General features: G+C 49.0%; 15 protein-coding genes, 1 tRNA gene and 1 pseudogene. 11 read left to right on the forward strand and 6 right to left on the reverse strand.

From position 1 onward, the window contains the following. Positions 1-10 precede the first annotated feature (10 nt). The 8 genes from ACLO87_RS02575 to ychF all read left to right on the forward strand — a co-directional run bounded on the left by ACLO87_RS02575 (position 11) and on the right by ychF (position 6,000). Positions 11-547, forward strand: coding sequence for an outer membrane lipoprotein LolB (locus tag ACLO87_RS02575; protein ID WP_430223712.1), 537 nt, complete (start codon positions 11-13; stop codon positions 545-547). Positions 548-552: 5 nt separating this feature from the next. Next, positions 553-1,485, forward strand: coding sequence for a 4-(cytidine 5'-diphospho)-2-C-methyl-D-erythritol kinase (gene ispE, locus ACLO87_RS02580; RefSeq protein WP_430222705.1), 933 nt, complete (start codon positions 553-555; stop codon positions 1,483-1,485). A 4-nt stretch (positions 1,486-1,489) separates the two neighbouring features. Next, positions 1,490-1,566 (forward strand) — tRNA-Gln (locus ACLO87_RS02585). 105 nt (positions 1,567-1,671) lie between these two features. Further along, a complete protein-coding gene (locus tag ACLO87_RS02590; protein ID WP_166407318.1) occupies positions 1,672-2,622 on the forward strand; it encodes a ribose-phosphate pyrophosphokinase in 951 nt (316 codons plus the stop codon). A gap of 91 nt (positions 2,623-2,713) precedes the next feature. Beyond that, the gene (locus ACLO87_RS02595) at positions 2,714-3,322 is read left to right on the forward strand and encodes a 50S ribosomal protein L25/general stress protein Ctc (protein ID WP_135862398.1); all 609 of its coding nucleotides are present in this window, start codon (positions 2,714-2,716) and stop codon (positions 3,320-3,322) included. 108 nt (positions 3,323-3,430) lie between these two features. Further along, a complete protein-coding gene (gene pth, locus ACLO87_RS02600) occupies positions 3,431-4,027 on the forward strand; it encodes an aminoacyl-tRNA hydrolase (protein WP_430222706.1) in 597 nt (198 codons plus the stop codon). Then, positions 4,027-4,842, forward strand: coding sequence for a CPBP family glutamic-type intramembrane protease (locus ACLO87_RS02605; protein ID WP_430222707.1), 816 nt, complete (start codon positions 4,027-4,029; stop codon positions 4,840-4,842). The genes pth and ACLO87_RS02605 overlap by 1 nt, the downstream gene beginning before the upstream one ends. A gap of 66 nt (positions 4,843-4,908) precedes the next feature. Further along, complete coding sequence (gene ychF, locus ACLO87_RS02610) at positions 4,909-6,000, forward strand: redox-regulated ATPase YchF (protein WP_430222708.1); 1,092 nt, start codon at positions 4,909-4,911, stop codon at positions 5,998-6,000. A 151-nt stretch (positions 6,001-6,151) separates the two neighbouring features. Here the strand turns inward: ychF and ACLO87_RS02615 are convergent. The 5 genes and pseudogenes from ACLO87_RS02615 to msrP all read right to left on the reverse strand — a co-directional run bounded on the left by ACLO87_RS02615 (position 6,152) and on the right by msrP (position 9,307). Then, a pseudogene (locus tag ACLO87_RS02615) lies at positions 6,152-6,756 on the reverse strand (ATP-dependent Clp protease proteolytic subunit). Positions 6,757-6,792: 36 nt separating this feature from the next. Next, a complete protein-coding gene (locus ACLO87_RS02620) occupies positions 6,793-7,149 on the reverse strand; it encodes an SRPBCC family protein (protein WP_430222709.1) in 357 nt (118 codons plus the stop codon). Then, positions 7,146-7,460 (reverse strand): ArsR/SmtB family transcription factor, encoded by a 315-nt coding sequence (locus tag ACLO87_RS02625; protein WP_430222710.1) that lies wholly within the window; start codon positions 7,458-7,460, stop codon positions 7,146-7,148. The genes ACLO87_RS02620 and ACLO87_RS02625 overlap by 4 nt, the downstream gene beginning before the upstream one ends. Positions 7,461-7,676: 216 nt before the next feature. Continuing rightward, entirely contained in the window at positions 7,677-8,312 is a 636-nt protein-coding gene (locus ACLO87_RS02630) for a protein-methionine-sulfoxide reductase heme-binding subunit MsrQ (protein WP_430222711.1), read from the reverse strand. After that, positions 8,312-9,307: a protein-methionine-sulfoxide reductase catalytic subunit MsrP gene (gene msrP, locus ACLO87_RS02635; protein ID WP_430222712.1), complete on the reverse strand. Its 996-nt coding sequence runs from the start codon at positions 9,305-9,307 to the stop codon at positions 8,312-8,314. The genes ACLO87_RS02630 and msrP overlap by 1 nt, the downstream gene beginning before the upstream one ends. 165 nt (positions 9,308-9,472) lie before the next feature. Between msrP and ACLO87_RS02640 the strand changes: the two genes are divergently transcribed. Both ACLO87_RS02640 and ACLO87_RS02645 read left to right on the forward strand, forming a co-directional pair. Further along, complete coding sequence (locus ACLO87_RS02640) at positions 9,473-10,144, forward strand: heavy metal response regulator transcription factor (RefSeq protein ID WP_135866406.1); 672 nt, start codon at positions 9,473-9,475, stop codon at positions 10,142-10,144. Then, positions 10,134-11,525, forward strand: a complete 1,392-nt coding sequence (locus ACLO87_RS02645) for a heavy metal sensor histidine kinase (RefSeq protein ID WP_430222713.1) — start codon at positions 10,134-10,136, stop codon at positions 11,523-11,525. The genes ACLO87_RS02640 and ACLO87_RS02645 overlap by 11 nt, the downstream gene beginning before the upstream one ends. Positions 11,526-11,610: 85 nt before the next feature. Here the strand turns inward: ACLO87_RS02645 and ACLO87_RS02650 are convergent, their stop codons facing one another. Further along, a complete protein-coding gene (locus ACLO87_RS02650; RefSeq protein ID WP_135866410.1) occupies positions 11,611-12,267 on the reverse strand; it encodes a carbonic anhydrase in 657 nt (218 codons plus the stop codon). 110 nt (positions 12,268-12,377) lie between these two features. Here ACLO87_RS02650 and cynR point away from each other — a divergent pair, with 110 nt between their 5' ends. Next, positions 12,378-13,265 carry a transcriptional regulator CynR gene (gene cynR / locus ACLO87_RS02655; RefSeq protein ID WP_135867200.1) on the forward strand — a complete coding sequence of 296 codons (888 nt, stop codon included), beginning with the start codon at positions 12,378-12,380 and terminating at the stop codon, positions 13,263-13,265. The last annotated feature ends 249 nt before the right edge of the window (positions 13,266-13,514 follow it).

A 13,514-nucleotide genomic window follows, 5' to 3' on the forward strand; every position in this document is an offset into this window, starting at 1 on the left:
TTTGACATGGGTGGCTCTTGCCGCGTTGTTGAGTGCGTGTGCTACACCATTGCCACCATCTTCTGATGGTGCCGAGGTAGAGTTAGCTCAATCGTTTGAGCGCAGTGGTAGGTTTGCCGTCACCATGCAAGAGTTTGCGGGTGAGCGTCAAGCAGTGCAGGGCGGTTTTACATGGTTAGATCAGCAAGGTATTTTGCAAATAGATTTGACCAACCCTATGGGCACAGTATTGGCGCGTGTGCTGGTCATGCCTCAAGGCGCGAGCTTGCAGCGCACCGATGGCAGCATGGAATATGCAGCAGGGCCGGATGAGCTGGTAGAGCAGTTGTTGGGTAGCCCCATTCCCGTTGCGTATTTACGTGCTTGGTTGCAAGGGCAGACTGGTGTGACAGCCGAGCGTGATGCCGAAGGCCGTCCTGAAGCTTTTGTGCAGGATGGTTGGCGTGTGCGTTTGCAGCGTTACGACCAAACTGGACCACGAATATTGCAATTGAATCGCAACGATGCGCAGCGCGATATCAGTGTGCGCTTGGTTGTAGATAGGTAAGCAGCATGGGTAAAGCGTTATACGATGTGCCTGCTCCAGCTAAGCTCAACCTGTTTTTGCACTTAGTGGGACGCAGGTTAGATGGCTACCATAAGCTAGAAACTGTATTTAGGTTTATTGACCTTCAAGATACGTTGAATTTTGAACGACGTAACGATGGTCAAATCGTACGTGCCCAAGAAACCTTAAGCGGCTTAGCTGCCGAAGATGACTTAATGGTGAGAGCAGCGCGTTTATTGCAGCAGGCTACAGGTACCTCGTACGGTGTTGAGCTCGATTGTATTAAACGTATTCCCGCAGGCGGTGGCTTAGGCGGCGGCTCTAGTGATGCTGCCAGTACACTGATAGCTCTGAATAAACTATGGGAAACTGGCTTGAGTCGGGGGCAACTGATGCGCTTGGCTGTACAGTTAGGGGCTGATGTTCCTGTGTTTGTGTTTGGGCAAAATGCGTTTGCTACCGGCATTGGCGAGCAACTGCGGGCAGTAAGTCTGTCACCAGCGTGGTACACAGTGGTGCAACCTAACGCGTTTGTGAGTACAGCAGAAGTTTTTGCAGATAAAGGGTTGACACGTAATTCTAAGAGTGTAATAATTACGTTCTTTGATGGATGGCAGGTTGCTTCTCGTAACGAAAGTAAAAAAGAAACATCTTCTTTGCTTTTTGGGAAGAACGACATGGAGCCCATCGCATGTAAAAATCATGTGGCGTTAGATGCGGTAATTAGGATCTTGCGAAACAATAATTTACATGTTAGAATGACAGGCTCTGGTTCGTGTGTTTTTGTGGAGTATGACAATTTCACCACGGCCACTAGTCAAAACAGAAGAATTAGCGGTAAACTACTCAACCTGACACATGGCAGGAAGTTGCTGGTAAAAGGTCAATGGTTATGCCAAGGGCTTGATTATCACCCGTTATACTCCTGGTTAAAATAGAATTTGGGGAATCGCCAAGCTGGTTAAGGCACTGGATTTTGATTCCAGCATGCGAAGGTTCGAATCCTTCTTCCCCAGCCAATCAATCAGGTTTACACCTGAAATCGTAAAGCTGTTGTGTCGTACCCGAAGGGCTGCGGCCAACAGCTTTGCTTTTTTGTTTGCATCACCTACACAGCACATCTCATGGCAAACGACCGCTTCATGATTTTCACTGGGACAGCTAACCCTCGTTTGGCTGTAGACGTTGTCAATCATCTGGATATGTCTCTGGGCAAAATGACAGTGGGTCGCTTCTCCGACGGGGAAGTGATGGTTGAAATTAATGAAAATGTGCGTGGTCGTGACGTTTTCGTTCTTCAGCCCACCTGCGCGCCTACGAACGACAATCTGATGGAAATCATGGTGATGGTGGATGCACTACGCCGTGCTTCCGCAGGCCGCATTACAGCAGCAATCCCTTATTTTGGTTACGCCCGCCAAGACCGACGTCCTCGTTCTGCGCGTGTATCTATTACCGCCAAAGTCGTGGCAAACATGCTGCAAGTGGTTGGGGTAGATCGAGTCATGACCATGGATCTGCACGCTGACCAAATTCAAGGTTTCTTCGATATCCCCGTAGATAATATCTACGCATCCCCCATTTTGTTGGGTGATATCTGGCGCTGTAACTACCAAGACTTGGTAGTGGTGTCTCCTGATATCGGTGGTGTGGTACGAGCTCGAGCCTTGGCTAAACAGTTGGAAGCTGATCTGGCGATTATCGATAAACGCCGTCCTCGCGCCAACGTGTCCGAAGTAATGAACATCATCGGTGATGTAAACGGTCGTACATGTTTGATCATGGATGACATGGTTGATACAGCCGGTACGTTGTGTAAAGCTGCCGAAGCTCTGAAAGAGCGTGGCGCTGGCGCTGTATACGCATACTGCACACACCCTGTGTTGTCTGGCGAAGCCATTGAGCGTATTAGCAACTCCCAGTTGAACGAACTGGTGGTTACTGACACGATTCCTCTGTCCGCCGCAGCACGTGAATGCAGCAAAATCCGCCAGTTGTCCTGTGCGCCTTTGCTGGGCGAAACTATGATGCGTATTTATAACGCTGAGTCGGTTAGCTCACTGTTTGTAGATTGATTTTTCTAGGGTTGCTGGTCGCGGCAGCCCTAATTGTCGACGTTTAAACGACGTCTTTGAATCGGCCTTATAGGCCATATTGGAGTCTCACATGAAATTTGCTGCTTCCTCGCGTAGCGTACAGGGTTCGGGTGCGAGCCGCCGCCTGCGTCGCGCTGGTCAGGTGCCTGCCGTTGTGTACGGTGGTAACGCTGAGCCACAAGTAATTGCTCTGGACCACAACCAGATTTACCACGACTTGAACAAACCTGCTTTCCACGCTTCCATTTTGACAATGGAACTGGACGGTAAAGCTCAAGACGTACTGGTACGTGCTGTGCAATGGCACCCATACAAACAGCAAGTTATGCACGTTGATTTCCAGCGCGTTATGGCTGGCGAGAAAATCACTACACGTGTACCACTGAACTACGTAAACGGTGATGCATCCCCAGCAGTTAAACTGCACAGCCAAGTTATCAGCCACGTTGCTGTTGACCTGGAAATCACTTGCTTGCCAAAAGACCTGCCTACTGAAATCACAGTAGACTTGGGTGAAATGGGCGAAAACGCCAACATGTTGCTGAGCCAAATCAAGTTGCCAGCTGGTGTTGAGTACGCAGGTACTGAAGAAGATCCAGTATTGGCAGCAGCTTTGGCTGTTGGCGGTGCTAAGGCTGAAGACGAAGGCGAAGAAGGCGAGTCCTCCGAAGAAGCTTAAGTCTGTCCTTAGATCTCAGCTATCTATAGCAGTACAAAACCCCTGCCAGAAATTCTGTCGGGGGTTTGTTTTTGTTGATCTAGTTAGTTTGTTGTAGGCCTATAAACAATGTCTAAAGCAATACGTTTGATTATTGGTTTGGGAAATCCCGGCCCAGAATATGAAGCAACTCGCCATAACGCGGGCTTTTGGCTGGCTGACCGTTGGGCGCAACAACTACATGCTTCATTCACGCTAGAAAAAAACTTTAATGCGTGGGTAGCAAAAGGTAGGTTTGAGGGCGAGGCAGTGATCATCGCTAAACCTATGACGTACATGAACCGTTCAGGTCAGGCGGCTGGTCCATTAATGCGCTTTTATAAGCTCACGCCAGATCAAGTATTGGTAGTGCACGATGAGCTAGACCTATTACCAGGTCAAGCAAAAATGAAATTTGCAGGTGGTCACGCCGGACACAATGGTTTGCATGATATACACCAAGTGTTTGGAACGCCAGATTATTGGCGTTTGCGTATAGGTATAGGGCACCCACGCACATTGGGCTTGGCTCAGCAGGTGGCTGGCTTTGTATTGAATGCACCGCGTAAAGAAGAGTTGTCTCAAATTGAGGATGTGCTGTATCGTTGCGATGCTATTTTGCCCGACATCTTGGCTGGGAAAATGGATATAGCAACCGCCAAACTGCATAGTGAGAACCGCCCCTAATGAATGTTAAACCTGTGCGTTTTCGTGATGAACTGAAGGATTTCTTTGCCTTCTTAAGACGGCCAACACTGAGCCGTCGTCACGTGATTCGTAGAACAGGTAATGCGGTGCAAGTGGATTGGTTTGCCGCGGCAACGTTTAAGCGTTTGTTATGTTGGGCTGTGTGTTTGTGGGCGATCAATATGGCGTTGTTTGGCCCCTTGGCGGCTTCGGTGGCTGGGGCTACAGGTGCGCAGCATCGTTTGGATATTACTAATCTTCCGTGGTTGCAGGCCTTGATCTGGGCTCCCATCGTAGAAGAATTAGTCTTTAGGTACGGTTTACGTAGGCCACTACAGTTTGTGTGGTTAGGGCCTATAGTTGTTACGTGTTTGTTTAGTGGTCCTGTGTGGTACAGCATTGCCTTAGTCGCGTTATTAGTGTTGCTCTTGATGCAACCTGCGTGGAGTAATGCATCACTGCGAGCCAGTGCTACAACGGCTACAGGCTGGCGTTTGTGGATGCAACGCCTTAGTGGAAAACAGCCTATTCCCATGAAGTTTGCGCGTTGGTATGTGCGTTACTTTGGCTGGGTGATGTATTTGGCAACCATCGCTTTTGCGTGTTTGCATCTTTATAATTTCAATTTTGGTAATGGGCCGTGGTTGCTGTTACCGCTATTGGTACTGCCACAGTTGGTCACCGGATTGGTGTTGGCGTGGTTGCGCGTACGACGCGGTATTGCCGCCTCTATGGCATTGCATGCCATTTTTAATAGTGGCCCGTTGCTATTGGTTTGGATCATTGTCAGTACTTTGCCAGAGCAAATGTTGTAAATGCTCGGAAACGGCCGCTAAGCCGCTACAATACTCCTTTTAATTTCTCTTGTTTTCGGAAACGTCATGTCACTTCAATGCGGCATTGTTGGCTTGCCCAACGTAGGTAAATCTACTCTGTTCAACGCCCTTACCAAAGCTGGTATTGCTGCAGAAAACTATCCGTTCTGCACCATCGAGCCTAACGTAGGGATTGTGGAAGTGCCGGATGCTCGTTTGGGTGAGCTGGCCAAAATCGTTAACCCCGAGCGCATTCTGCCCGCAGTGGTGGAGTTCGTGGACATCGCGGGCTTGGTAGCTGGCGCATCAGAAGGTGAAGGTCTGGGTAACCAGTTCTTGGCTAACATCCGTGAAACCGATGCCATCGTGCACGTAGTGCGTTGTTTCGAAGACGAGAACGTGGTTCACGTGGCCGGTAAAATCGACCCACTGAACGACTTGGAAGTGATTCACACTGAATTGGCATTGGCCGACTTGGCGAGTGCTGAGCGTGCATTGCAACGTAATAGTCGTACTGCGCGTTCCGGTGACAAAGACGCTATTCGTTTGTGCAAATCACTAGAGCGCATCATTGAAGCATTGGGCCAAGGTACACCAGTACGGGCATTGGATTTTGATGAAGCTGAATTGGTTGATCTGAAGCAGTTCTGTTTCATTACTGCTAAACCAGCTATGTACGTCGCGAACGTCAAAGAAGACGGCTTTGAGAACAACCCGTTCTTGGACAAAGTACGCGAATACGCTAATAAAGAAAAATCCCCAGTCGTAGCGGTGTGTGCTGCAGTGGAAGCTGAAATCGCTCAGTTGGACGACGAAGACAAAGCTGCCTTCTTGGAAGACATGGGTATGGAAGAAGCTGGTTTGAATCGTGTGATTCGTGCTGGCTATAACCTGCTGGGCTTGCAAACCTACTTTACCGCTGGTGTGAAAGAGGTGCGTGCTTGGACTGTGCCTGTGGGTGCTACAGCCCCTCAAGCTGCTGGTGTGATTCACACTGACTTTGAGCGTGGTTTCATTCGTGCGCAAACTATTGCTTACGATGATTTCATCCAGTTCAAAGGTGAGCAAGGTGCCAAAGAAGCAGGCAAAATGCGCGCTGAAGGTAAAGAGTACATTGTGAAAGATGGCGACGTGTTGAACTTCTTGTTCAACGTGTAAGCTTGATCACAAGGCGCTTTGCCGTTATCAAACACAAAGGGGCTTTATGCCCCTTTTGTTTTGCCTAAAAATTAGTTGGTGCGTGCTCAATCTGTAACTCACCGTTTTACTTAAACGTGCAATGTGGATTGTGTTGAGAGCAGTAATAGCGTTACGCAGCCATTTTTCGCTTATCCAAAACACCATCAATTAAGCCCATTCTAGGGCTTCTTCTGCTGTTAAAAAGCGATCTCTATCTAACGCAGTTTCTACTTCGGCGTAGCTGCGACCGCAATGTTCTGCATATAGCCTAGTCATGCGCTGTTTGGTTTTCTGAATTTCTTCGGCGTGAATGAGAATATCAGATGCTTGGCCTTGCGCGCCTCCGGATGGTTGGTGAACCAGTATGCTGGCATTGGGTAGGGACATGCGGTAACCGGGTTCACCAGCCATTAATAAGAACGACCCCATAGAGCGGGCGGTACCCATGCACAAGGTATACACCGGCGCAGAGATAAATTGCATGGTGTCATAAATAGCCAGACCGCTAGTCACCATACCACCTGGTGAGTTGATGTAGAGATGTATGGGCTTTTCAGGGTTTTCGGACTCTAGAAATAGTAGCTGCGCACACAGCAGAGCAGACACGTTGTCATTGACTTCACCATTGAGAAAAATAATGCGATCACGTAGTAGTCGTGAGTAGATATCAAAAGATCGCTCTCCACGCCCTGATTGTTCTATGACCATGGGGATAAGTTGCATGGTTTCACGCATGGTGGTTCCTTATTCGTATTCTATTTTGCGAGATAACTAGGCAGCGAGCGCTAGCCATGGTGATGCGTCATTAGCGGCACGCGAGCACGGTGTAGTGGCTATGATGGATACTTTGTGTGTGATGCGCAGGATGCTGTGATTTTCTTCATGTGGGATCACTTGAAAAACAACTACACTTTCTAGTAGTGGGAAGTCCTCATCACGTATACGGTAATGCTGTTCTTCGTTTTGCACAGTGAATATGGGTGTGCTTTCAATTAAGGCATCACTGGGCAGCCATTGTTCACGAAATTCAGGAATGCTGATGGCACGCCAGACTTTTTCAGGCGGTGCCTCCAGTTGATACTCAAGTATCAACGTGTCATCGCTACTTTCGGTGGTGATCTCGCTCATTGGTCCATATCCTTGAGTAATGCTTGCAGGGCCTCAACTCGCGCAGGCCAGTAGGAACGGTATTTGGAAAACCAGCTGGCTAGTTGAGCCAAGCCTTCAGGATTCACCTCATAGTTCACGAAGCGGCCTTGTTTCTCTTCTCGCACGAGACTGGCCTTACGCAATACCGCCAGATGCTGTGACATGGCGGATTGACTAATCTCCATGCCAATACGTAAGGCGCTCGCATTCATGCTGCCTGTAGCGAGTTTTTCGAAGATGGCTCTGCGAGTAGGATCGGCCAGTGCCTTAAAAATATCATTTTCAATCATGAAAATATATTAGTAGTTACTTATGTGTTGAGCAAGATGTTATTTCAACAATGTAGGTTTCTGGCTGTGTTTCCTGTGTGTTGTGGCTGGCGTGTGTTCTAAAAATGGACGGAACTCACAGTGGTATTCGCGTGGTGCTGACGAGTAGGCTTGCTTGGCTACTGAGACGAGCGAGAGAGGGTATGTAGTCTAGACCTACGTCGTTTCTGTAGATAGTTAGATGGCTTTATGCTGCTGAGGCATAGGGCGAGTGTGTTTATACACACGCCAACCCTGCAGTGCGACGACTATAGCCACGTAGATAAATACTTCATTGAGGTTGTTCTTGCCCAGTCGCATCCAGTAGAAATGCAACAACGCTAACCATGCTGCAAGGTGTATACAGCGATGTAGTCGCTGCCAGTTTTTGGCACCCATGGCTTTGAGTACCGCTTTGGGGGACGTTAACGTCATGAGCAACAGCACACAGAATGTGAGCATGCCTACCAAGATAAAGGGACGCTGTAGTATGTCTTGCCAGATGTCTGCCCATTGCCAGTACATGTCGAACCAGGCATAACACACGGCGTGTAGCACTACATAAAAGAAGGCAAATAGCCCAATTAATCTACGTATTTTTGCTAGTGCGTATAGGTTGAATATCTGTCGTATAGGGGTGATAGCTAAGGCTAGACACAGCATGCGCAGTGCCCAATCACCTGTGCCGCGAATCAACGCTTCAGCGGGGTTGGGCCCTAGGCTGTTAGTAAAAAGACCATAGACTAACCATGTTGCCGGCGCTAAGCACAAGAGCCAGATGATGGGTTTTGTGATGCTGTGCAGCAGTGCACGGTTCACGCTAGTGACATTCATCAGAAATTACGCTCTAAATCCATTCCGGCGTATAGCTGGCCTACTTGTTCGGCATAACCGTTAAACAGTTGAGTTTTGCGTTTGGGTGAGAATATACCTCCTTGGCCAATCACACGCTCAGAGCTTTGGCTCCAGCGACGGTGTGGCACGTCGGGGTTCACGTTGGAGTAAAAGCCGTATTCGTGTCGAGCTGCTTTGTTCCACGCGGTAGCAGGCATTTCTTCTACGAAGCGTATGCTCACTAAACTTTTGGCACTTTTGAAACCGTATTTCCACGGTACGACCAATCGTACTGGTGCGCCATTTTGATTGGGCAATACTTCACCGTACATGCCAAAGGCCAGCATAGTCAGTGGGTGCATGGCTTCATCCATGCGTAGCCCTTCGGTGTAGGGCCAATCCAAGACGCCACTACGTAACCCGGGCATGGTTCGTGGGTCGGCCATGGTCACAAACTCTACAAACTTGGCATTGCCCATAGGTTCTACTTTTTTGATGAGTTCGGCGAGTGAATAACCTACCCAGGGGATAACCATGCTCCAGGCTTCCACACAGCGCAGTCTATAGATGCGTTCCTCCATCGCTGACAGCCCTAGCAAGTCTTCTAAAGACCAGACGCCGGGTTTATGCACCAAGCCTTCTATGTTGACGCTCCACGGTCTGATGGGCATGGCACCAGCATTTTTAGCGGGGTCGCTTTTGTCTAAACCAAACTCGTAGTAATTGTTATAGGTGGTAGCGTCGTCATAGGGGGTTAGCGCGTCATCTAATCTGGCGCCAGCTAGGCTACTGGGCGTGCTGCTAAGTAGTTGGCGAGAGTCAGATGACACCATGCTGGCTTTGGCATCACGCATGGCCCAGTTTGCTAATGCCGGGGTAGCGGCGCTTGCTGCGAGCAGCTTGAGTATTTTGCGACGGTTGGCAACTACCTCAGGAGGTGTGATCTCACTAGGTAGAGGTTGCGTAAACCAAGGGGTGATGTTGCGTTTTTTCATTACCAAGTCCCAGAGTAAAACAGCGGTGTTCTGTATTTATAGGATAAGGCTCATTGTCCATATTGTGCATAACCTAATGATTGCGTGGGCATTACAGTTTTGTAATGTATGTAATTTCTGATCGTAACTTCAGTAGAATCAGCCAAACACCTTACATAATGAACCATGAAAATCTTAATTGTTGAAGACGAAATCAAGTCTGCACAGTACCTGAGAAAAGGGCTGGTAGAGTCAGGGTATCAGGTGGATGTTGCTCATGATGGTATTGATGGGCTGTTTATGGCGCGCGCGACTGATTTCGATTTATTGATTCTGGATGTGATGCTGCCCGGGCTGGATGGTTGGGGCGTGATCAGTAGGCTGCGTGAGTCCAGTCAGGTTCCTGTGTTGTTTTTGACGGCTCGAGACGCAGTGGAAGACAGGGTTAAGGGTTTAGAGTTAGGCGCTGACGACTATTTGATTAAGCCCTTTTCGTACGCAGAGCTACTGGCTCGTGTGCGTACGTTATTACGCCGACAGCCTATGCGACAGCAAGAACTTTATACAGTGGCAAATTTAGAAGTTGATGTCTTAAAGCGTCGAGCGATTAGAGGTGGGCAACGCATTGACCTGACCAATAAAGAGTTCGCGCTATTGCACTTGTTGTTGCAGCACAAAGGCGAGGTGATGTCCCGTAGTCAGATTGCTTCTCAGGTCTGGGACATGAATTTCGATAGTGATACGAACGTGGTAGATGTGGCCATACGCCGTTTGCGAGCCAAGATAGATGATGATTTCGAGCCTAAGCTGATTCAGACCGTGCGTGGCATGGGCTACAGGATAGAAGATGAGGGTTGAACGCTCTAACAGAAATATCAGCTTACGGTTAAGGTTGGCGATACTCTTTTCGCTGATCAGTGCGGTTTTGTTCGCGTTGATGGGAGCCTACGTATTTAGCTCGCTTGAAAGCGAAGTGTCGCATCGTGATGATCAATCTTTGCTTGGGCGTGTAGAAAGAATCACGGCCATTCTTAACGACAATCAGAATATAGAGTCATTAAAAAATCAGCCTGATCTGTACGACAACATGATGGGCAACAAAGAGAACTTGCTATGGATAGTCGCTGCTGACGCTACGGTGCTGATTGAGGTGAATCCGGCCGATGCTACCATGCCAGCACCCAGCACATTGACCGCTCCTATGTTGTTTACGGTAGCGACGCCAGAGCCTGCTCGCATGGCATGGGCCGAAGTAGGAGAGGGTGATAAGCGTGTGTTTGTGATTGCAGGCAAAGTCCTGACTGAGCGCAACAGCATGATGGCCGCGTATAGACATAACCTGATGGTGGCGTGGTTGGTTGGTGTGTTGCTAACCTTTGTGGTGGGTTGGGAGGCGGCGCGCCGAGGGCTAAAACCCTTGCACTATTTGAGTGCTCGCGCAGCGGCTATAGGCCCACGCGATCTCAAGTTAAGGTTGGATGAACGTAGTCAGCCTCACGAATTACAAGCCCTGACAGCAGCATTGAATTTGATGTTGTCACGGTTAGAAGAGGGCTATGCCAGGCTCTCACAATTTTCTGAGGATTTAGCGCACGAGATGCGCACGCCACTGAATACACTCATGATTCAGAATCAATTGGCTTTGTCCCAATTGCCTACCTTGGAAGGCTACGAGCAGCTATTGGATTCGCAGCAAGAAGAGTACGAGCGCTTATCGCGAATGATAGACAACATGCTGTTTCTGGCTAGGGCGGAAAAGCAAGATACGGTGTTGCAGCGTGAGCAGGTGGATCTGTTTAGCTTATCGCAACAGCTTGCTGGTTATTTTGAAGGTATGGCGCAAGAGCGTGGAATGCGTATAGCGTCACAGGCAAAGGGCGTGCTTTACGCTGATACGCTATTAGTGCGTCGTGCAATAGCGAACTTGCTTGCTAATGCCATTCGTTATGGCGAGCCAGATAGTGAGGTTGTGCTGCGCTCGGTGGTCAGTGATAGCGGTGTGGATGTGATAGTGAGCAATCAAGGGGCACGTATAGATAGCCAGCATTTACCCCGCTTGTTTGATCGTTTTTATCGTTGTGATGCGTCGCGTTCTAGGCCCGATGATTCCGGTGGGCTAGGTCTGGCGATCGTGAAGTCCATCATGCAAATGCATGGTGGCGATGTCATGGTAAGTAGTACAGAAGCAGAGACTCAATTCACCTTACATTTCCCAGCGCATAACAACGAGCGAGTATGACGGGAAGTAGGTGCTAGGTAGGACGCCATGATAAAAGGGGCCAAGAGCGGACTCTGCTTCGCTCTTGGCCCCAGGGACTACTCGTTTAGGCTGCTGGGCGCTGCAACGGTGCAACGCGCGTATCTACATTATCAGCCAGCGGCACAAATTTCATGGACAACCCATCATAGGCGTCTATAGAGCCGGTTTCAATATCGTAGATCCAACCGTGTAGGGTTAGTCTACCCTCAGCAATGGCAAGACGTACAGAGGGGTGCGTTTGAATGTTGGCTAACTGGGCAATGACGTTTTCGCGCACCATAGAGGCTACACGCTCGCGATCGCTTTTGTGCTGTTTGGCTTCGTTGACTAAACGGGCCGAGTCAGCATAGCGCAGCCAGTGTTCAACAGCAGGCATGTGTTCCAAGCACTGGCAGTTAGCAATGGCAGTCATCGCGCCGCAGTCAGAGTGACCACAGATCACAACATCAGATACTTTTAGTGCTGCAACAGCGTACTCTACCGAGGCCGTGACACCGCCCGGCTCTGGGCCGTAGGAAGGCACAATATTACCGGCATTACGGATCACAAACAGGTCACCGGGTTCGCGCTGAGTGACCAGTTCTGGCACCAAACGGCTATCAGAACAGGAAATAAACAAAGCACGGGGATTTTGCTGATGGGCCAAATCTTTGAACAGACCGGCACGTTTTGGGTAGGCCTCTTTTTGAAACTTGAGAAAGCCCTCAATGATTTCTTTCATGGCAACTATTATGGTTATACGAACAATATAGCAGAAGCTTAACCCGTCTTATTTATAAGGTAAAATACTGATTTCTGATAAGTTCTATAATTATTACTTATGGGATTGCGATGATCTTACGCCATGTGACTTATTTTCTAGCCGTGGTGCAATACGGCAGTTTTACCCGTGCTGCCAATGCTTTACACGTGTCACAGCCCGCATTGTCGCAGCAGATACGGCAGCTTGAAGAAAGTTTGGGGGCGCAGTTGCTGGATCGTAGCAATAGGCAGGTCAAGCTTACCGACGCGGGTGAGGTGTATGTGCGATTTGCCCGCCAAGCCATGCAAGACTTAGAAGAAGGGCGACGCGCTGTACACGATGTTAGCGATTTAAGTAGAGGGTCGTTGCGTATTGCTATGGCGCCTACGTTTGCCTCATATTTGATAGGCCCTTTGGTAGAGTCTTTTCATCGACGCTACCCTAACGTGACCTTGATGATTCGCGAAATGTTGCAAGAGCATGTGGAAACTCAACTGGTAAAAGACGAGTTAGATATAGGTATTGCGTTTGATAAGCCTACGTCTAGCGCAGTGGAGTCGCACCCATTATTGGTGGAAACCTTGGCATTGGCCGTGAGTGTGACGCATCCGCTGGCTGACCAACGCATGATAGAACGGAGTACCTTAATAGAGCAGTCGTTGGTGTTGTTAACACCAGAGTTTGCAACGCGTAGACAAATTGAGCGCTACTGTCAGCAGCATGAACTAGAACTGCATGTGCAGATGGAATCCAACTCGTTGAATGCCGTAATGGAGATAGTACGGCGTACAGGGCTAGCTACCTTGCTGCCTGCTGCTATTGCCATGAATGATGAGCATTTGGTAGCCATAGGTTTAGATCCCACACCGCCTAGACGACGTGCCATCTTGATGCAGCGTAAAGGGGCGTATCAGTCGGCAGCGATGCGAGCCTTTATTGAGCTAGCCCAGAAATACGGAGCGGCTTCAGCCTCCTAATCATCCCAATCAAGCCCTAATTGCTGCACGGAAGTTCGGGTTGGCTATTCTTTGTCCAGTGCCCTGAGAGGGCTTGGTTTTGCTAGCGCATAGCAAGGAGCGCACGGCTTTTCCTCAACCTTATGCACAGGCTGTGGGGATAAATGCAGAGAGCCAAAATGCCGTAGGGGAGTGTGTCATTTTTTGCACGAACTCTTAATCACGATTTAATAATGAGAATTATTGTTATTATTGTTGATGTGATTGTCT

The sequence above is a fragment of the Paenalcaligenes sp. Me52 genome (genome assembly GCF_050487965.1).
Classification (GTDB): domain Bacteria; phylum Pseudomonadota; class Gammaproteobacteria; order Burkholderiales; family Burkholderiaceae_B; genus Paenalcaligenes.

Bases quoted from the DNA above. Each gene is read 5' to 3' on its own strand.
- ispE (WP_430222705.1), top strand. From the start codon at position 553: ATGGGTAAAGCGTTATACGATGTGCCTGCTCCAGCTAAGCTCAACCTG.
- ACLO87_RS02630 (WP_430222711.1), bottom strand. From the start codon at position 8,312: ATGAATGTCACTAGCGTGAACCGTGCACTGCTGCACAGCATCACAAAA.
- msrP (WP_430222712.1), bottom strand. From the start codon at position 9,307: ATGAAAAAACGCAACATCACCCCTTGGTTTACGCAACCTCTACCTAGT.
- ACLO87_RS02650 (WP_135866410.1), bottom strand. From the start codon at position 12,267: ATGAAAGAAATCATTGAGGGCTTTCTCAAGTTTCAAAAAGAGGCCTAC.
- pth (WP_430222706.1), top strand. From the start codon at position 3,431: ATGTCTAAAGCAATACGTTTGATTATTGGTTTGGGAAATCCCGGCCCA.
- ACLO87_RS02590 (WP_166407318.1), top strand. From the start codon at position 1,672: ATGGCAAACGACCGCTTCATGATTTTCACTGGGACAGCTAACCCTCGT.
- cynR (WP_135867200.1), top strand. From the start codon at position 12,378: ATGATCTTACGCCATGTGACTTATTTTCTAGCCGTGGTGCAATACGGC.
- ychF (WP_430222708.1), top strand. From the start codon at position 4,909: ATGTCACTTCAATGCGGCATTGTTGGCTTGCCCAACGTAGGTAAATCT.
- ACLO87_RS02640 (WP_135866406.1), top strand. From the start codon at position 9,473: ATGAAAATCTTAATTGTTGAAGACGAAATCAAGTCTGCACAGTACCTG.
- ACLO87_RS02595 (WP_135862398.1), top strand. From the start codon at position 2,714: ATGAAATTTGCTGCTTCCTCGCGTAGCGTACAGGGTTCGGGTGCGAGC.
- ACLO87_RS02645 (WP_430222713.1), top strand. From the start codon at position 10,134: ATGAGGGTTGAACGCTCTAACAGAAATATCAGCTTACGGTTAAGGTTG.
- ACLO87_RS02625 (WP_430222710.1), bottom strand. From the start codon at position 7,460: ATGATTGAAAATGATATTTTTAAGGCACTGGCCGATCCTACTCGCAGA.
- ACLO87_RS02605 (WP_430222707.1), top strand. From the start codon at position 4,027: ATGAATGTTAAACCTGTGCGTTTTCGTGATGAACTGAAGGATTTCTTT.
- ACLO87_RS02620 (WP_430222709.1), bottom strand. From the start codon at position 7,149: ATGAGCGAGATCACCACCGAAAGTAGCGATGACACGTTGATACTTGAG.